Origin of the sequence: Shewanella abyssi, from assembly GCF_023284025.1 — a bacterium.
Taxonomy (GTDB): domain Bacteria; phylum Pseudomonadota; class Gammaproteobacteria; order Enterobacterales; family Shewanellaceae; genus Shewanella; species Shewanella abyssi.
Genome location: NZ_JAKIKR010000013.1, coordinates 1 through 18,298, shown reverse-complemented (window position 1 = coordinate 18,298; position 18,298 = coordinate 1). Strand labels below are relative to the sequence as shown.

At 46.0% G+C, this 18,298-nt stretch carries 13 protein-coding genes; 5 read left to right on the top strand and 8 right to left on the bottom strand.

Annotated elements, in window-relative coordinates; translation table 11 throughout:
- Positions 1 to 275: 275 nt before the first annotated feature.
- The 8 genes from L2755_RS07900 to L2755_RS07865 form a co-directional block, all read right to left on the bottom strand.
- On the bottom strand, positions 276 to 1,355 hold the full coding sequence (locus L2755_RS07900; RefSeq protein ID WP_248980138.1) for a glycosyltransferase family 2 protein: 1,080 nt from the start codon (positions 1,353 to 1,355) through the stop codon (positions 276 to 278).
- A gap of 55 nt (positions 1,356 to 1,410) precedes the next feature.
- Positions 1,411 to 2,880 carry an oligosaccharide flippase family protein gene (locus tag L2755_RS07895; RefSeq protein ID WP_248980137.1) on the bottom strand — a complete coding sequence of 490 codons (1,470 nt, stop codon included), beginning with the start codon at positions 2,878 to 2,880 and terminating at the stop codon, positions 1,411 to 1,413.
- A 306-nt stretch (positions 2,881 to 3,186) separates the two neighbouring features.
- Positions 3,187 to 4,437: an O-antigen ligase family protein gene (locus L2755_RS07890; protein WP_248980136.1), complete on the bottom strand. Its 1,251-nt coding sequence runs from the start codon at positions 4,435 to 4,437 to the stop codon at positions 3,187 to 3,189.
- A complete protein-coding gene (locus L2755_RS07885) occupies positions 4,392 to 5,804 on the bottom strand; it encodes a GumC domain-containing protein (protein ID WP_248980135.1) in 1,413 nt (470 codons plus the stop codon). Before L2755_RS07885 ends, L2755_RS07890 begins: the two co-directional genes overlap by 46 nt.
- Before the next feature lie 24 nt (positions 5,805 to 5,828).
- Positions 5,829 to 7,169: a polysaccharide biosynthesis/export family protein gene (locus L2755_RS07880; protein WP_248980134.1), complete on the bottom strand. Its 1,341-nt coding sequence runs from the start codon at positions 7,167 to 7,169 to the stop codon at positions 5,829 to 5,831.
- A gap of 38 nt (positions 7,170 to 7,207) precedes the next feature.
- Positions 7,208 to 7,561, bottom strand: a complete 354-nt coding sequence (locus L2755_RS07875) for an STAS domain-containing protein (RefSeq protein WP_248980133.1) — start codon at positions 7,559 to 7,561, stop codon at positions 7,208 to 7,210.
- A 472-nt stretch (positions 7,562 to 8,033) separates the two neighbouring features.
- Complete coding sequence (locus L2755_RS07870) at positions 8,034 to 8,426, bottom strand: ATP-binding protein (RefSeq protein ID WP_248980132.1); 393 nt, start codon at positions 8,424 to 8,426, stop codon at positions 8,034 to 8,036.
- 18 nt (positions 8,427 to 8,444) lie between these two features.
- Positions 8,445 to 9,692 carry a fused response regulator/phosphatase gene (locus L2755_RS07865; RefSeq protein WP_248980131.1) on the bottom strand — a complete coding sequence of 416 codons (1,248 nt, stop codon included), beginning with the start codon at positions 9,690 to 9,692 and terminating at the stop codon, positions 8,445 to 8,447.
- Positions 9,693 to 10,018: 326 nt separating this feature from the next.
- Here L2755_RS07865 and L2755_RS07860 point away from each other — a divergent pair, with 326 nt between their 5' ends.
- From L2755_RS07860 to rfbD, 5 genes are all read left to right on the top strand, one after another.
- Positions 10,019 to 10,906, top strand: coding sequence for a phosphate/phosphite/phosphonate ABC transporter substrate-binding protein (locus tag L2755_RS07860; RefSeq protein WP_248980130.1), 888 nt, complete (start codon positions 10,019 to 10,021; stop codon positions 10,904 to 10,906).
- A complete protein-coding gene (locus L2755_RS07855) occupies positions 10,906 to 14,430 on the top strand; it encodes a PAS domain S-box protein (RefSeq protein WP_248980129.1) in 3,525 nt (1,174 codons plus the stop codon). The genes L2755_RS07860 and L2755_RS07855 overlap by 1 nt, the downstream gene beginning before the upstream one ends.
- 124 nt (positions 14,431 to 14,554) lie before the next feature.
- Positions 14,555 to 16,063: a sigma-54-dependent transcriptional regulator gene (locus tag L2755_RS07850; protein WP_248980128.1), complete on the top strand. Its 1,509-nt coding sequence runs from the start codon at positions 14,555 to 14,557 to the stop codon at positions 16,061 to 16,063.
- Between the two features lie 91 nt (positions 16,064 to 16,154).
- A complete protein-coding gene (locus L2755_RS07845) occupies positions 16,155 to 16,901 on the top strand; it encodes a phosphatase (protein ID WP_248980127.1) in 747 nt (248 codons plus the stop codon).
- Between the two features lie 144 nt (positions 16,902 to 17,045).
- Positions 17,046 to 18,173: a dTDP-4-dehydrorhamnose reductase gene (rfbD, locus tag L2755_RS07840; protein WP_248980126.1), complete on the top strand. Its 1,128-nt coding sequence runs from the start codon at positions 17,046 to 17,048 to the stop codon at positions 18,171 to 18,173.
- Positions 18,174 to 18,298: the final 125 nt, after the last annotated feature.

Genomic DNA, 18,298 nt, shown 5'->3' with positions numbered 1-18,298 from the left:
TGATTAAGCTAACGGCGGCTGTTATGAGCCGTTGTTAGCGCAGTCGTTATGGTAGGGATGTTGCAGGTAACAGGCCAACTCTACAAACACTATTAAAACAGTATGTTGGTGTGTTTTTATGGCGCTTTATTATTGTAGGGGAGTGGCCCGTTTGCATCTTGCATTGCGTGCTGCAAACGGGAGATAGCTGTTTTTACCAGATGGAATGGGGTATTAGCGGCTTATCAATCGGGGGCTAGAAAGGCTTTTACAAGCCGCTGGAATGTTGCGCCGCTTTACAGGCTGCTCATGAGTTCTGCTGTCACACCGTCTTTAGCTATTTGGGCGCGTTGCATACGGCCAAGGGCTGATTGAGCCAATAACTCAACGCCTTTATAGGCACGGCGCGGCAAAATATGTAGCAGGTAGGCGGCGGCAAGAGTGGCCATAGTGCGTCCGGTTTCATGCCTCAAAATCGCCGGTGATGTTTTTAGCGCTTGGTTTATGCGCACCACTGCTTCTTTACCATCGTTATTGCGAATGGCTTGCCGCGCAAGGTAGCGCAGTTGATAGGCTCTGGCACGATTCTCGTGTAGCGCCAATAACTCAGGTGCATAGCGGCTGGCTTTATTTATCATGTTCTCCCATGAGGCATACTGCTTATTGGAGTCCGCTGATAACCCCTGGTTATTGAGGCGGTAATAGGTAAGTGGCGCTGGGAGTCCTTCCATTTTCCAATGGGTGGTTGCCAGGATCCGCAGCCAACACTCTATATCTTCAGATTGACGAAAGTTCTCATCAAAGTAACAACTATGAGGATGGCTTTTATTCAGTGCTTGATAGCGGATATCGCCTAAGGTTTCTCGGCGCAATACCGGAGCAGAACCATTTCCGACAGGGTTGCGACAAAGCAGATCGCTGGCACTGATATCGGTTAACTGCGGCATCTGGAATACATTAATCTTTTTACCTTGGTAATCAATAAACAGTGAGCGAGAAAAACTAATGCCGACCTCTGGCGCGTTATCTAAATGCGCTACATGCTGAGTTAACTTTTCTGGGTGCCACATGTCATCAGAATCAAGAAAAGCAACGTAACGACCAATGGCGTGGCGTATGCCGGTGTTTCTAGCGGCTGCTAAGCCTTGGTTTACCTCATGGCTAATGATCCGGATCCGCGGATCAGTAAAAGTCTGACATATCGCGAGACTGTTATCGGGGGAGCAGTCATTGACCAATATCAGTTCAAAGTTACTCAATGTTTGTGCCAGTACTGAGTTGATGGCGTCTTCTACAAACGCTGCAACATTGTAGATGGGCATGACCACAGATACTTTTGCCGTTAGCGGTTTATGGTATTGGTTGTTAGATGTCATAGCGTGTCTCCCGTGAGCGGATCATCAGCGGTTATGGTGTTGTTAGTCAGCGGCGTCAAGGTGATTTATTCAATGGCACCCTAGCGGTGATATTTTGTGGCTGCTGGCCATCGCGGACGCTTTGGGACGGCGTTTGAGCGAACATTAAATAGAGGGTAAAGCTCGGCATCGCGATTAAGTGAACCAGCAAAATACCCAGCGCTACCGTGGTGAGCCCCGACAAACTGCAAAACGCGATAGTAGTAGCTAGTACTAAAGTGAAAATACTATTACAGATAAGGTTTAATCGACTTTGTCCTGAGCTGATTAAGTATTGACTTGCCGCTTCGCCAAGGGGCCTGACTAGGCCACTTAGACACAGCAAGATGAAAATCGGTAGGGCGCCAGCATCGAGCCATTTTTGGCCATAAATCAGTGGCAGATAAAAAGGGGCGAGCACCGCTTGGGCGGTAATAATCGGTAGCGTGAGTAACATAATGAATTTAAGCGACTGAAAGTACTTTTGATACAAACTCAGGCTTGGTTTGTTGCTGTCAGCCGCTGTTTGACAAAGGTGAGAGTAAAGGGCTGTACCATAGCTTTGAATGAGCCCAAGACTGATCCCTAAGCTGGCATTAAATGCAAAAAAGTAGACGCCTAAGGCCTCTATACCGAGGAAATAGCCGACCACTATGTAGTCGACGTTCTGACGGATGGCGATAGCCAAGTCACCTAAACCCACTTGTAGACCGAACCGCAACATCTCAAGGGCCTGTGGGTTCAAACCTAGTGTTAGCTTGCGCTTGCTGCTAGTACAGGGGCTAGTGCGCTTGTCAGTGCAGTGGCTAGTGTTAGGGCTAGGACTCGTCGTAAGTGGATGAGTCTTAACCGTACTCGCTGGGGTAAATGTGTTTAATAAAGCCTCGGGAAGGGGATTGTGGTATTGATGAACCCCAATCCAAACAAATATCACAATGATCTTAGGCAAGATAATCGCCCAGATCCCAAACCCGAGTAAAGCGAGAGTGGCTGTTAATAGCCCATCAAAAACCGTTTGCCACAGCACGGCGCGACCAACCACTCTCATGCGGTTGAGGCGCAGGTTTTGCGCGGCGTAAAGCATGCCCAGTGGCAGTAATAAATAGCTTGTTGCCATAAGTATCATAGGCATTATGAGCTGCACGTCATCGTAATAGAGTGCAAGCGGCCAACTGAGTAAGCTCATGGCAACGAAGGCGGTGATAGCGGCTAACCAGTTAACCTGATTGGCACTGGTGAGTGCATTATTAAACTGTTGATCATCCATCTGTATTAATGCAGCGGATGATATTCTGCGTGTTGGAGTACAGATAACTTCAAAACTGGTGAGAATGATGGCGACCAGACCAAACACTTCAGGTGTCAGTAGGCGAGCAATAATGATGCTAGATCCAAGGCGCACTATTCGACCGAGTACTTGAGCTGAACCAAGCCAAAACAGACTCTTGCCAAGCGCACTGCCGAACAGAGTGGTTAGGCTGCTTTTAAGCTGTGATATTGCTTGCATACAACCACCTGTTAGTCGATTGAATAGATAGCGCTAACATTAAGCTGCTTATCCTCTTGTGTTAAACAGAGTGTTACAGGTATCGTGCCAACTTTTGTTCCCCGCGCATTAAGCTACTAAGTAGCTGAAAAGCATTGTCATTTGTTCGTTGGTGTTTTTGGGGTGTTGTGGGGTTTGAGACAGTGGCAGCGAATATTCATGCTGATTTTGCATATTGCGAGTCAGAATGGTTAGAGCAGGTTAAGGGCAGGGGTGGAGCCGAGGAAGAGCCGGGATGGAGCCGAGGAAGGGCAGGTCAAGAGCCGGTTAAGAGCCGGTTTTATTGTGTTTTAGTGCACTGCCTATAATGATCAGTCCTGGCCAGAAAAGGTAGGCTAATATTTCTAAGTTTTCACCAAAAGTGTAGAGGAAAATCATCACAATAATGGCAACGGCGGCTGCTGAAAGAGCATTGCAAAACACATAGCGCAGTAGGCTACATAGAGTGATTAACATCGCTGAGGCTAGCGCTACTGCGCCAATGAGTCCTTTAACAAATAGCAAGCCATACCAAGTGTGGTGAGAGCCAATGGGCATGTACTCCACTAAATGGGGACCTTTTTCAACAATGCCGTGGCCCCATATCATCGCCTCATTAGCCCAACGTTCGAGGGCAATATTCGCTAGCTCCTGTCTGACCCGCGTCGACCCCGCACGAGCATTTTTAAAGGCGTCGATACTCTGCTCAATTTTCTCAAGTACGCTATAGCCCGATAAACCGAGTAATAGCAACGCTGGGCAGGCGGCGAAATATAACCAGGGTGAGCGGTACCAGCGAACGACCATAAAAAAGCCGATCAAAAGTAGGTAGCAGACCAGTGCCAGTCGAGACTGAGACAGTAAAACCATGCTTAAACTGCCAGCGAAACCGTAGAAGCGATATCGCTTTGATTGTTCTTGGCAGGCAAAGATAAAAAAGAGATTGCCCATCAAGCCTAATGCGGGTGCCCACGGGGTAAACAAGCGCCATCTTGGCAGCCCACTGCCAGGATCAAGTTCATATAGGCTTACGCTGAAAAACTCTGGGCCTGGACCCCCAATAATACTCAGTGGTGAGGTATAGAGTGTACTGGGGAGTTTTATCGCCCATGCGAGTATAACAATAGGCAACAAGATAAGCGTGTGCTTACAGACGATACAACCGGCGCGATAGATGATGTGGGGGCGAATATTGAGTGAACCGATTAACGGGAATATGGCTAACAGCGCCCAACCTTTGGCCCAGCCGATGCTCGATTTGATTAGCTTGGCGAGACCTAATCCCTCACTGAAATGGGCGACAACCAAGGCCAACAACATCAAGCTCATCGCCACTATCCAGTAAAGCTGTGTCTTGCTGACCACAAAATGCTGCCCTTTAAACATGACTCTGGTGATGAGCCTTAATAGCAAGATCCAGCCAATGACAGGGGCAACCACATACATGGCACCTAATAACCAGAAGAGGTAGGTGCCAGTCATCGCGTACCAAACTAGTCGTTCATCAGAATTTTCTGGAGTATAGGCTTGCGGATCCATAACATTCCCATCCCTGCGATTAATGATATCGATGCGGCAAATCCGCCAACCAGCGCGAGTAAAACAGGCAGCTTATCTGATGACTCCGGTAGCGTCGGCGTTGACATTAACTGCAGCAAAGGAAAAGACGAATATATATCTGCTTTGCCCACATCCATTTTAGCCAGTGCCGAGGTAAATACCGCTGTTGCAACCTGATGCTCTCTTTGTAGCGCCTCAAGTTTAGCAGCGTCATCGTTACTGTCATATAAACGGTGATCCCAATCGTGGATCTGCTGCGTAAGCGAACCAATTCGACTGTTTAGCCCTTTGGCTTTAGTGTCCAGTGTTAAAAGTTGCTGCATCAATTGGGCTCGACCATCAAGATCATCGGCTGATAACATTAACATCAAGCGTTTATCAGTATAGCCGAGTAATACTTGGCAACGTTTTGATATTGCAGCAAGTATCGATGTTTGCTCATTACGATGGGTCACGATTTGCGGATGACGTTTACCAAAGCGACTGGCGTACTCAGTCAGTGTTGTGGTGACATCGGTGTAGCTTATTAGTAGCTGTTGAAACAACTGATCATTTTTTAATGTTAGCAAGCCAGCTGCTTGTTTGGGTGATAATGACAAGTGTATTTCTAGCATTCTCTGGCTGGCGATGACACCTTGATACTCCGACGACAAGTTAACCTTGTTATGTCTTAAACGCTCCATCGTTAACGCCAGCTCTTTAAATTGATCTAGCGTGACCAAACCATACTCTGATTGGAACTCTAATAGCTTGTTTTGGGTCAGGCTGACTTTATTGGCAAAACTTGCCATACCAACCCTAATGGCGTCTTCTCGTTGTTGTACTTCATCATTACGTAACCGCGACAGCAATGCTTGTAGGCTGTGATAATGTGCCCATGCTCGCTGCTGCGCCCCTTCTGCCGTGGTGGCTTTTAAACTGAACTGCATTAACCCGGTTTGATTTGGCAGTTTTAGTTTTGGCTTGGAAAACTGATTGCCTTTGATATTGATGATCTTTGCCGCTTCATAAAGTAAGGTTCTGCTGTTGGCAATGGATTTGTAATTGATCCGCGGATCAATTGCCGTGCTTAAATAGGGCGAGCTAACAGTGCTGCTTGCTTGGCCGACACTGTCTAAACTCACCACTGCACCGGCACCTGCGCCGGGGAGAATGAGGGTCCATTGACTGACGTAGCGGCTAGGGGTGACAAGGACAAAAAACAGTACCAGTGACCATATTATCGCCAGCAATATAAAGGTCAGCTTTAGGTAATTGCTTTTACGCTGTTTGACCGGGACTTGGCTACCGTTAACGAGTAAACGCTTCAGCCACTGTAGAGGTCTTATTGATTGCTGTTTATCCATCATCGCCTCCTTTTTTTAGTCAGATTAAAGTAGTTCCAGCAAGGTTGCAGGGACTAAAATCTCGGTGACGGTTCTTGCTATCTCGCGCATATTGGTGACACGTGAGTCGTAGCAAGCAATACCGTCACCAGGCATCAATATCGGGTTCATGCCGGTTTCCCAAGAGTGTCTAATGAGTGAATCCATTGAGCGCTCAATCACATCAACTTCTGAGGTTAATGGATTCTTAGTGATCAAAAGTAGATGTCTGCTGGCATTGGTTGATTGCGCGCCGCCGACGCAGTTTGCCGCTATTGCACCATTAAGTAGACGGGTACCGTAGGGAAAACGAGTGGCATCGGTATCGACTGCCGACTGCGAGTTACTGCTGGCGGGTTGCGTTAGGTTTGATAGGAACACCCGGATCCCTGGCGTAGTGATTTGAGACGGTCTAGCCAGGGCATCATCAAAATAGTCGTGCTGCGGTACATGGATATGGTCACCTGACATTAAGGTCATCGATGGCACTGGGTAGCCGTGGATCACGCCAGAAAGGTCAAGCTTGAAGCTGTGCTGCTGACGAATAACGATAATTTCACTGATATTGGCGTCGGGGCGAACGCCACCTGAGGCCCTTAGTGCAGCGGCAATGCTTCTCTCTGTTGCTTGGTCGCCGCTGTGTCCGCCATCATCATCGATGATCTCAAGATCTGTTTTCTTGTTGATTTGATGCTGTCCAGGTTCAAACACCCCCCCTGAAACGGTGACCTCTACCGGCGCCCACTTTAACGGCGTAATACTGAGTCTTACGCTGTCTTTGAGCATAAAATCTTCATCAATTAAATGCTGAGTAATCGCGGTCGATAGTTGCTGAACATCGAGCCCCTTGGCATGAATGGGTTGCAGGTAGGGCAAGTAGATATAGCCGTCGTTATTGACTTCGACGTTGCCACTGAACTCTTCTCCGTTAAGAATATCGACCTTAAACCTATCTCCTACGGATAAACTGATGTTCTGCGGTAGATGTAACGCTTGTTGCGCTTGAGCTGCATTCATTAACCAAGTGGTGCCCATTGGATTGTTTGGCCGCTGGCTTATATTTTTAGGCGCACGTTCGCGGGTTTTACTGCGCATGTAGGGAGTATCGCTATCGTAGAAGTGACACTGGGTCATGTCATCTTCCACGTTGTCACACATGTCCGCTTCTTCTGGGTGGTGAGGCAGTACGCATCCGGATAATGCCGTTGCCATGGTAATGATAATGATGAGCAGTGCCGATAAAGCCTTTAATGGCTTTGTTGTCCTCACCGAGTTCATTTCGACACTCTGGGTCAATGCGGAGTGAGTGACTGTAGCGGATAAATTTAAGCTGTGATTGGGGTTCATAGCGTAGCCCTCTATAGATGGCTTGTTAGCTGGCAAGTTCACTGCGTATCAAGTTCATTGCATATGTAGTCAACTGCGGCAGCTTCGTCTTCAAAGATGGAAAAAATCTGATGCAGACGAGTAAGCTCGATCAGTGCTCGCACGCCAGCGGTGGGTGAAAGCAATACAATTTCGCCATCTTGCTCTTCGACTTTTTTTAGCGCTGAAATCAGTACTGAAAGGCCGCTGGAGTCTATGTACTGCACCTGATGTAAATCGATAACCAGTTGGGTCATTCCGGCGTTAATTTGTTGCAACATTGCAGCGCGAAGCGTCGGTGTTTGGGTCATGACCACTTCAACGGGAAAAGTGATTTTGCAGGCATTATTCTGTGCTAGTGGAGAGAATGTCATAGGAAGCTCCTTAATATACTTTGGCCACTGTTACTCATGAGTCGTAATTCGTGATGAGTGAATAGTTGCTAATGAAGATGAAAGTCGCGTGCTGTTCTTCATCTTTATTGGGTTTACATAGACCGTTGCAACTGCAGTGCCAGTTTTTAAGCTGCTGTTTTTATATGATTTAGTTTGCTTTGTTGACTTGTGAGTAGATGGGTTTTAAATGGATTCTTAATATGCAAAGCAAAATGCGCAATCTGCTTATTGCCAAAATGAGTTGTAAGAGCAGAGTTGAAAAGTAAAGTATGCCGGTAGACGGTAGACGGTAGACGGTAGACGGTAGACGGTAGACGGTAGACGGTAGACGGTTGAAAGAGGAAGAGGATACGCTATGTTGTGCTTTGATTACTGACTTAACTGCTTAGCCAGAACACAGCGTACAGATCTTGATTATTCTCCGTTAATATGAGCACTGGATATGTCAGCATCATCGTATTGATAGGCTCAATTGCAGATGAGTCCCCGCAACAGATTGTTGTACTCTTACGTTATCCATCCAGCTGTGCATAATCCATAAACCTCGACCAGATTGAGTATCAGCATCAGGGCATTGCAGTGGTGCTTTACTGCTATGTAATGCGGAGTTATCAAGCAGGTCGACAATCAGTTTATTATCGCGACAGTGCAAAATGAGGGTCATATCTGCGGATCCATTGTTAGTGTGATTCATTACGTTGGCGACAGCTTCAAGTACGCAGGTGATAATCTTAAATCTTTGCGATGAGTTTATGTGGTTCTGTAACATAAACTGCTCTATCTCTAGGCAAAGAGAGTGCTTAGCCAATATCGCTTTATTGAGGTTGATCTGTAAGCTATTCATATTCTGTCCTTGATGAGATTAATTTAATGGTGGAACGAATGAGTTATGGGTCGCTGACGGAGAAGAGATCAGCATCAATGAGATATCGTCCTGAGCCTGTTTCTGTTGCCATAAATCACAACTGTGGGTTAGGTGGTGCAGTAGTGAATTGGGCGTCAGTGTTCTGGCACCGTTGATGACTTTGAGCAGGCGCGGCTGGCCAAAGGATCCGTGTTTCGGGTGACGGCATTCATAGATCCCATCGGAATAGAGTAGCAAGTGTTGCTGCTGTGCTAAGTAAAAATGGCTGCTGCTATATTGGACATTCTTGCGGATCCCTAAAGGCAGTTGAGCGGCAACCTTGAGCTGAGTTTGATCGACAAAATAGGCTTGCTGTGGATCAATGATTATAGGTGCTGGGTGCCCCGCGTTAATGTACTCCACAGCGCCAGTGACAGTATTGGCAATGCCAATCACCATGGTGGCGAAACAACCACTATTTTGTGGATCATCAAATTCATTGTTAAGTGTATTGACCAGTGTGCACAGATCTAATGCTTGCCAGGCAGCGCGATTGTTAGCTAAATTTTGTGCCAGAGTGAAGCTTTGCATAGAAGCTGCTGTGCCATGGCCGCTGACATCGAGTAGGTAAAATCCAATATGTTGCTCATCGATATTGAAGCACTGAAATATGTCTCCAGCCAGATCCTGCGCAGGTTTGAATTCACAGGTCACTTGCCACTGTTGATTCAGCTGACCGTTATCCGGCAGCAGCGCCTGTTGTAGCTGGGCTGCCAGCGCGAGATCCTGTTTAACGACACTGAGGTAGTGTTGCTCTTTTTCAAGTAGCTGGTTTAGTGTGGCATTTTTTTGTGCAAGTTGGCTCTGCATCTCTATTATTCGAAGCCCTGCATTGATCCTCGCCTTGAGTACTGCACTATTGAATGGCTTAGCAACATAATCATCGGCGCCGGAGTTTATCCCCTCAACAATCTGGCTAGCCTCACCGTTGCCGGTGAGTAGAATGGTATAGGGGCTATTGATTGAGCGCTTGAGTATTTTGCAAAACTCGATGCCGTTCATGTTTGGCATCATCCAATCGGTAATGACGAGATCGATAGGGTGATCGCTTAAGTATTCGATCGCAGACTCGGCGGCGGAGAAACCGATGCAATTAAGCCCCATTGCTGTCAATAAACCACTGAGTAAGCAGCGCTCGCTGTCGCAATCTTCGACCACCATGATATTAAATTTTTGCTCTGTTTCTGCAGAGATCAACACTGTCATTACTCTATTCGCAAAATAGCTGGGCTATGAAGCTAGACAGCAAACACTATGCCACCACCATGACTTGCTGGTTATCTATTTGTATTAATTGATTATTGCAGTGGAAATATTTTTTGAACCCTAGCGTAATAGTCATCTTTATTGTGAGACGGTTGCAAATTGCGAGTCGCTGCTCCATATTGAGATTGTACATCTATTATTGATAAGTACTTGTCATAGATGAATATTTCTAAATTTGCTGCTTGATGTAGCCTTTAGTTAATCTTGGCGTGCTAATTGCTGGTATTAATAAACCGCAAATTGATTCAAATCAAGGATAGAACAGCATGTTTTCACTCTTCGGTAGAGACAAACTCGTTTCAATGCAGGGCTTAAAAATAGTGATTGCTAGCTTGCTATTATTCTTCGCCCAGGCCAGTACCGCTGAGGTTGAACGCCATGGCTCTACAGATACACTGGTATTTGGTGTTGTGCCTCAGCAAGCGGCTAGCACACTCGCTAAAGCGTGGGGCCCGCTGTTGGCTGAAGTGTCGCAAAATGCAAAGCTTGATTTGCGTTTTGCAACGGCGCCAGATATTCCTACTTTCGAAGCTAGGCTGGCAAAAGGGGAGTATGACGTTGCATATATGAATCCTTACCACTACGTGCAGTTCCATCAATCACAGGGCTATCAGGTTCTGGTTAAAGAGAAAGACAAAAAGCTTAAAGGCATTATTGTGGTTGCAAAAGATGCGGCATATAACAATCTCGAGGCTTTGTCTGGAAAAACTATCGCGTTCCCCGCACCAGGGGCATTTGCTGCCAGCATGATCCCCAGAGCGAACTTAAAGCAGCGGAATATCGACTTTTCGGCTAAGTTTGTCGGCTCCCATGATTCTGTCTATTTGGCGGTATCGAAAGGGCTATTTAAAGCAGGCGGCGGGGTCGGCAGAACGTTTAACAATTTACCTGCTGAGACCAAATCTAAGCTGCGTATTCTTTGGACTACGCCTGGTTACACCCCCCACGCGATTGCCGTGCATCCGCGAGTGTCACAGAGCACGCGTAACATACTTGTCGCAGAACTAGCGGCTCTATCTGAGTCGCAGCAAGGTCAGGCTTTGCTCAACACGCTTGGCTTTAGTGCATTGAACCCCGCGGTTGATAGTGACTGGGATGATGTTAGAGCATTAAAGCTTGGCGAGTTATCAATACCGTTAAAGGAGGGTCATTAATGTCTTTTAGACTAAAAACCATTCTAGGCATTGCGATTATCGAAGGCTTGTTATTAATGCTGCTGGTGTATACCAGTATCGATTATCTGAAATCATCGAATGAGTCTGAAATTGAAAAACGGGCGCAATCAATAGCCTCATTATTTGCAGCGGCGGCAAAAGATGCGGTGTTGAGTACCGACTTATCCACCTTGAGTAACTTGGCGAGTGAACTTATAGCGACCAATCAAGTGCTGTATGTCAGTGTTTTTAATATAGATGACCTTCTAGTTACCGCTGGTGTGAATGACGGTGCCCATTTAGCGGCCCGGGATACTACGGTGACTAAAGTCGATGATGGCATTTTAGATATAGAGGCTATGGTGGCCGAATCTGGGATTGTTTATGGTCGAGTTGAACTCGGCGTTGAAATATCCAAACTCGATATTTTTATCGCTGATGCGACCAAACAATTTTTATTCATTGCCGCCTTAGAGATGCTGCTGGTGGCACTTTTTTCTTGGTTATTGGGCCACTATTTAACCCGCAATTTACTGCAACTAAAATTGGCTTCTACTCGAGTATTTTCAGGTGAAAAGCAGGTTAAGTTACCGGTAACATCGAAGGACGAAATAGGTCAAGCTGCCCATGCTTTTAACCTGATGGTTGAGCAAATTGATATGAAAACTCATGCGCTTGAAAATGCAAACACCCGCTTGAGCACCATTTTAGGCACTGCATTAGATGGCTATATTATTATTAATACTCGCGGCGAGATCAGCGAAGTTAATCCCGCCGTTAGTCGGCTTTTTGGTTATAAAGATAGCGAGCTTTTAGGCGAGAATGTATCGTTACTTTTGCCTCTATCAGAACGACAGATGCATGACGGTTATATTCGTAAATACCTAGAGAGTGGTGACGCTAAGATTATCGGTAAAGGTCGAGAGTTAATGGCGCAGCATAAAGCGGGCGAGCTATTTCCTATTGAGCTGTCAATCTCAAAAATGGTACTCGATGGCGAACTACTGTTTTTAGGATTAGTGAAAGATCTTAGTGATGTAAAGCGAGCTCAGGTTGCTGCTCAGCGAACAGAGTCAATCTTACTCGCCACCTTAGAAGGCAGTAAAGATGCACTCATCACCATCGACATCACCGGTAAAATTCAAGAGGTAAATGATTCCGCTTGTTTGATGTTCCAAGCTCATTCACAGGCTTTGGTCGGTGAGATAATGGAGACTTGCTTGTTTAAGGGGGAGGCCCAGGTCGTCTTTCGCGAAATTTTGGAGGAGTACCGCCGCACTGGCGCAGGAAAAGCGTTCAAGAATGCGACTGAAATGCTGGCGACTCGCTTTGATGGAGAAGACCTTCCCATTGAGATCACATTAATTCCGGTTCAACTGGGGGAGGAGATGCTACTGACTGCATTTATTCGCGATATTTCAAGGCGAATGGAGCATGAAACTCAGCTTCAACTCGCTAAAGATCAAGCGGAGCAAGGCAGTAAAGCCAAATCACGTTTTCTAGCCACTATGAGTCACGAAATCCGCTCACCACTCAATGCCGTTCTGGGTAGTGTTGAGCTGATGCTGGATTCGCGCCTCAATAAAGAGCAGCGTATTTATGCCAATACAGCAAAAGAAGCGGGCACAGCACTACTAAGCACCATTACCGACATTTTGGATTTTTCAAAAATTGAAGCGGGGCAGATGTTGTTGGAAAAAAGTGCTTTTTCTGCAGCGAAGTTGGTTAGCCAAGTGCTACAAATTTTGTCACCTAAAGCGCAAGATAAAGGGGTTACCCTAGCGAGTTTTGTCAATTGTAATGTGCCAGAAAGTCTTATTGGTGATGGTCAGCGCTTACGCCAAGTGCTGCAAAACTTAGTCGATAATGCGATTAAGTTTTCATCGGGTGGTTGCGTGGCGGTAGAGATGTGGTTGCTTGAAAGTACCTCAGGCAAGGTGCAGCTATGTTGCACGGTATCTGACCAAGGTATTGGTATTAGCCAAGAAGCGCAGAGCACCCTATTTAAGGAGTTCAGCCAAGTTCATGATGAGTACAATACTAACTATAGCGGCACCGGGCTAGGTTTAGCGATTTGTGCAGAAATTATCACCCGTATGGAAGGCAGTATTGCGCTCAAGAGTGAACAAGGCCAAGGGAGCTGTTTTAGCTTTGATGTCAAACTTAAGTTAGACGCAGCAGATGTGCCGTTAGCTCCGCACTCGCCTCGTGATGATCGCGTGCTACTGGTGCATCCCAATGCGACTTATTGCGCGTTGTTTGAAAAGCAATATAAGCAATATGGGGTAAATGCAATATGCGTCGATAGTATTGATAACATCTTCAATGTATTAAAAGCGCAAGGTCGTTTTAACCTTGTGTTGATTGATGAACGCTGTCTCGTTGATCTCACCGTGCAGCAGGCTAAAGAGATTAAACAGTCATATCTTTATGATGAAGCGTTAATGGCAGCGCTAATGACGGTTGTGGTACCTGAAGCGTCAAAATTGTTGGCCGAGGTCGGTCTTGAGCAAGTCGTTAACAAACCCCTAAGCAGAGATATGATGCTTGCCATGCTCAGTGGTGAACATCGCTTTAATACTGAGTTAACCAGCGCCGAAGATATACTGATAAATGAAAGCCAAACAACATTGCCCATCTTGTTGGCTGAAGACAGCCCAGCAAATCAGATCGTTGCCAGTGCGCTATTAAATAAAGCGGGCTTCGATGTTGAGCTGGCTAATAATGGCAAAGAAGCCGTGGCTATGGCGGCGAGCAAGGATTATGCATTGATTTTAATGGACATGAGAATGCCAGAGATGGATGGTATCGAAGCCACCGAACATATACTGTTGCACAACCCCCATCAACTCATCATTGCTATGACCGCCAATGTGCAAAAAGAGGATGTAGAGTTATGTATGAATGCAGGAATGAAAGATTTTGTGCCTAAACCGGTAAACCGAGCGCAACTCATTAAAGCGGTTAATCGATGGGGGGTAAAGGACAAATGTGCGGCTCAGGAGTCTTATCACGCCAATCTGCAAGGGGTTGTAGCACAGCCTATTTTTACGGCTACAATGAGTAAAGAAATTAATCAAGATTGTCATCAAGTCGAGGAACCCCGTTTGCCTGAAAAACAGCAACGAGAGCAGCTTGCAGAAAACGATGTTACTGAAAATAACCCCAGTGGCATACTCGATGAAGCCACACTTGCAGAGCTAAGCAGTATGCTTGGAGAGGAGGCGATGGCAAGAATGTTCACCGTTTTTATAGATGAGGCTGAGGAGCGACTCGATATATTGCGCTCACTACTAAAATCTTGTCAGTCACGGGGTGAATGCGATTTAGGCGAAGCTGATATACAAGCACATACGTTAAAAAGTAGTGCGGGCAGTTTTGGTGCTCAAGCATTAAGTGAGGCTGCAAAAGCGCTTGAATTAAGTGCTAAAGAAGGTGATATTAATCAAGTGCCGCAGTTACTTAGTCATGTTATTGAAACGGGCGAGCAAACTTTGCAGGTATTTAAATCCCGCGTAGGATAACTTCATTTACCTATACCCTACATACATGCAAGATAACTGAATGATAACTGCTAGACTCAATCGATACGATAATGACAGCGTATTTAGCTTCGATAATGATTAATAAGTAATAGGTGACTCTTATATGGATATAGCTAGCCCGTTCACCGCACTGCTCGTAGAAGATAGCATGTCGCTCGGAGCGTTATACACGGCATACTTACGTGCGGATGGTGCAAAAGTCACCCATGTTAATCATGGTGAGGATGCACTCAATGAGTTGAAGCAGTGGCAACCGGATCTGCTAGTTTTAGATATCAAACTTCCCGATATGTCCGGTATGGATATTCTTGATATTGTTCAGAAACAGTATCCAGATATTACCGTCATTATGATCACCGCCCATGGCACCATAGATCTGGCAGTCGATGCTATGCGAGCGGGTGCTTTTGATTTTCTGGTGAAACCATTCGATGCTAAGCGCCTATCCATTACTGTCCGCAATGCCCTCAAGCAGCGACAACTGGTTAACTTGGTGGCTAAATATGAAAGCAGTTTACCCAAACCCCATTACATGGGGTTTATTGGTGAGTCGCTTGCAATGCAAACCGTCTATAAAACAATTGATTGCGTAGCAAATAGCAAGGCATCCGCTTTTATTGTGGGCGAAAGTGGTACCGGCAAAGAAGTTTGCGCACATGCGATTCATCATGCAGGTAACCGCCGCGATGAAGCTTTTATTGCTTTAAACTGTGCTTCAATTCCTAAAGATTTGATCGAGAGTGAAATTTTTGGCCACACCAAAGGTGCCTTTACCGGCGCTATTGCTAACCGTGATGGTGCGGCTACTCGCGCCCATAAAGGTACGCTGTTTCTTGATGAGATCTGCGAAATGGATTTAGAGCTGCAAAGTAAGTTACTACGCTTTATTCAGACCGGTGTTTTTCAACGCGTAGGGGGCACTAAAGAGGAGAAAGTTGACGTACGTTTTGTGAGTGCGACTAACCGCACTCCTTGGGATGAAGTGAAAGCGGGCCGCTTTAGGGAAGATCTATTTTATCGATTACATGTTATCCCCATTGAACTACCACCGTTAAAAACGCGCGGTAAAGATATTTTTCTATTAGCGAATAAATTGCTTCAAGAGTACAACAAGGAAGAGGGTAAGCAATTTAAACGCTTTAGCGCTGCCACTAAACAATGCCTTAAAAATTATCAATGGCCCGGCAACGTAAGACAGCTGCAGAATGTGATTAGGCAGGTGGTGGTGCTGAATGACGCTGATACGGTAGAGCTTGATATGTTACCTATGCAAGTTACGGCCGATAACAATGTTAAGCAGATAACGCCTCAAGTTCAAATTAAAGCAGCGATTCCAGCGACCTTTACGGCGGAGAGTACCCACTCGGTGGTGAAAGGGACTGTAGAAGTTGAGGGGGGAGCTGCGCCGCTAGCATCACAAACTGCTCCGATGGCGGCAGTGGATATCGTTCCGTTATGGATCTCCGAGAAACAGACTATTGAAGGTGCCATTGAATTTTGTGGTGGCAATGTCCCCAAGGCGGCGGCATTGTTGGATATTAGTGCCTCGACAATCTATCGAAAACGACAGAGCTGGGAAGAGCTCGATAGTAGCTTAACCCAAGAGGGCTAATGATTTTTCACATCGATAGAACATAGAGAAACCACCTGTATCAGAGTAGACTGCATGTCTACTCTTTTTGTTTTTAAGAATGAGATTAATCATGAAGTTTCTCGTCGATACTCACGCTCATACCATAGCGTCAACTCATGCTTATAGTACTGTGCATGATTACCTTAGGGTTGCGAAAGAGAAAGGCATCAAGTTATTTGCCATTACCGATCATGGGCCCGATATGGCAGACGCCCCGCATTTTTGGCATTTTGTTAATATGCGTGTATTACCGCGAATAGTGGACGGCGTTGGTGTGTTGCGTGGTATCGAAGCTAATATAAAAAATCAGCAGGGTGACATCGACTTTTTTGGCGATTATCTGCAAGAGCTCGATATCGTGCTGGCAGGATTTCATGAACCTGTGTTGCCGCCATCGACGAAAGAGGCCCACACTGCTGCACTGATAAACTGTATTGAGAGCGGTAATGTCGACATTATTAGTCACCCTGGCAACCCTTCATACCCGATTGATATTGAAAAGGTAGCAGTAGCCGCTGCCAATAACAATGTTGCCTTAGAGATCAATAACTCCTCCTTTTTGACCTCGAGAAAGGGCAGTGAAGGCAACTGCAGCGCTATCGCAAAGGCGGTCAAAGAGGCTGGTGGACTGCTCGTTATGGGCTCCGATTCTCACGTCGCCTTTAGCTTAGGCAACTTTGATAAAGCCATTGAGATCATTGACGCGGTGGAGTTTCCAATAGAGCGTTTACTTAATCGTAGTCCAGAAGCCCTGTTGTGTTTTCTATCCGCTCGAGGTCATACTTCACTGGACGAGTACTCAGCGTTAATTGAGTAAACTGAGGTTAAGTGATGGCTTTTAGCGATGACAGCTAATGATCCATTCTTTTTGCTCGGTGTTCAAATAGATATTGTTAGCAATAGTGCAATCAAGCTGGTTAATTAATAGCTGACAATGAAACAACTTTAGTGAATTTTTTTAATGAAAATATTGGTTACCGGTGGCAGAGGGCAGTTAGCACAATCTTTGGCATTGATCGCAAACATCTGTGGTGCTCAGGTTAAAGCGAGCCTGTTTGACGACCTAAGTGCAAGCGCTATTACCGCCGATGTTAAACGGGCATTACTCGATGCTTTACCTGAAGCTTCGAGCTGTTTAAGTCCGCTCGATGAAGTGTTTTTATTCGCTCACCAACAGTTAGATATCTGCAGCCCCGCTTTAATTGACGCCGCTTTTAAGCAAATAAAGCCAGATGTGCTGATTAACTGCGCGGCCTATAATGCTGTTGATAAAGCGGAAGTGGAAGTTGATACGGCCTATCAAGTCAATGCTATAGGGCCTGAGTTACTCAGCTTACAATGTAAGAATGATGGGGTGAAGCTAATCCATATCTCAACGGACTTTGTTTTTGCAGGGGATAAAGGCTGCGCTTATGATGAACAGGATATGCCATCGCCGCTATCTGTTTATGGTAAAAGTAAGCTGGCGGGCGAGCAGGCAGTGCAGAAAATTTTAGGAGATCAGGCCAGTATTATTCGAACGGCTTGGCTTTATAGTTGCTCGGGGCATAACTTTGTCAACACCATGCAGGGGTTATTCGCGGTTAAGGATGAACTATCGATTATCGGGGATCAATATGGCAGTCCGACTTGGAGTGAAGCGCTAGCCGTAGTGATTTTAAAGCTAATAATGCACCAAGAGGTTGTGAGCTTAAATGCTCTGAGTACCAGCAAAGTGGACGTTACAGATAGTGGGGGGAATAGTGCTACAGGAGCAAGAAATTTATACCATTACGCTGCTGTAAACAGTTGTTCATGGTTTGAGTTTGCCAAAGAGATCCAGCGATTAATGACATTAGACTCGGAGCCACTTTTCTCCGACCCCGCAGCCACTAAAAATGCGTTAAGCGCTAGCCGTTGCCAAATCAAGTCAATTAGTTCCAAATCTTGGCAAGCACTGCATGAAAAACCTCTGGCTGAAAGGCCATCGAAAAGCACTTTAAATATTAAAAAGCTGTGCCAACATTTAGGGGGCTTACAAGGGAGTTTACTTAATGCTAAATGGCAGCAACAGCTAAAGGCTATGCTTGACTGTCAAAGAAGGTCCTAGGTACTAGCACCTTCTTTTAAAGTAGGTCGGCATTTATGCCGTCGCTTTGCTCTTTTCTAGTTTTTACCGTCTTTGCTAGAAGGTCCTAGGTACTAGGACGTTCGCCAGCTCACTGCTAGGACGGA

Bases quoted from the DNA above. Each gene is read 5' to 3' on its own strand.
- L2755_RS07890 (WP_248980136.1), bottom strand. From the start codon at position 4,437: ATGGATCCGCAAGCCTATACTCCAGAAAATTCTGATGAACGACTAGTT.
- L2755_RS07900 (WP_248980138.1), bottom strand. From the start codon at position 1,355: ATGACATCTAACAACCAATACCATAAACCGCTAACGGCAAAAGTATCT.
- L2755_RS07885 (WP_248980135.1), bottom strand. From the start codon at position 5,804: ATGGATAAACAGCAATCAATAAGACCTCTACAGTGGCTGAAGCGTTTA.
- L2755_RS07850 (WP_248980128.1), top strand. From the start codon at position 14,555: ATGGATATAGCTAGCCCGTTCACCGCACTGCTCGTAGAAGATAGCATG.
- L2755_RS07895 (WP_248980137.1), bottom strand. From the start codon at position 2,880: ATGCAAGCAATATCACAGCTTAAAAGCAGCCTAACCACTCTGTTCGGC.
- rfbD (WP_248980126.1), top strand. From the start codon at position 17,046: ATGAAAATATTGGTTACCGGTGGCAGAGGGCAGTTAGCACAATCTTTG.
- L2755_RS07845 (WP_248980127.1), top strand. From the start codon at position 16,155: ATGAAGTTTCTCGTCGATACTCACGCTCATACCATAGCGTCAACTCAT.
- L2755_RS07860 (WP_248980130.1), top strand. From the start codon at position 10,019: ATGTTTTCACTCTTCGGTAGAGACAAACTCGTTTCAATGCAGGGCTTA.
- L2755_RS07865 (WP_248980131.1), bottom strand. From the start codon at position 9,692: ATGACAGTGTTGATCTCTGCAGAAACAGAGCAAAAATTTAATATCATG.
- L2755_RS07855 (WP_248980129.1), top strand. From the start codon at position 10,906: ATGTCTTTTAGACTAAAAACCATTCTAGGCATTGCGATTATCGAAGGC.
- L2755_RS07875 (WP_248980133.1), bottom strand. From the start codon at position 7,561: ATGACATTCTCTCCACTAGCACAGAATAATGCCTGCAAAATCACTTTT.
- L2755_RS07880 (WP_248980134.1), bottom strand. From the start codon at position 7,169: ATGAACCCCAATCACAGCTTAAATTTATCCGCTACAGTCACTCACTCC.
- L2755_RS07870 (WP_248980132.1), bottom strand. From the start codon at position 8,426: ATGAATAGCTTACAGATCAACCTCAATAAAGCGATATTGGCTAAGCAC.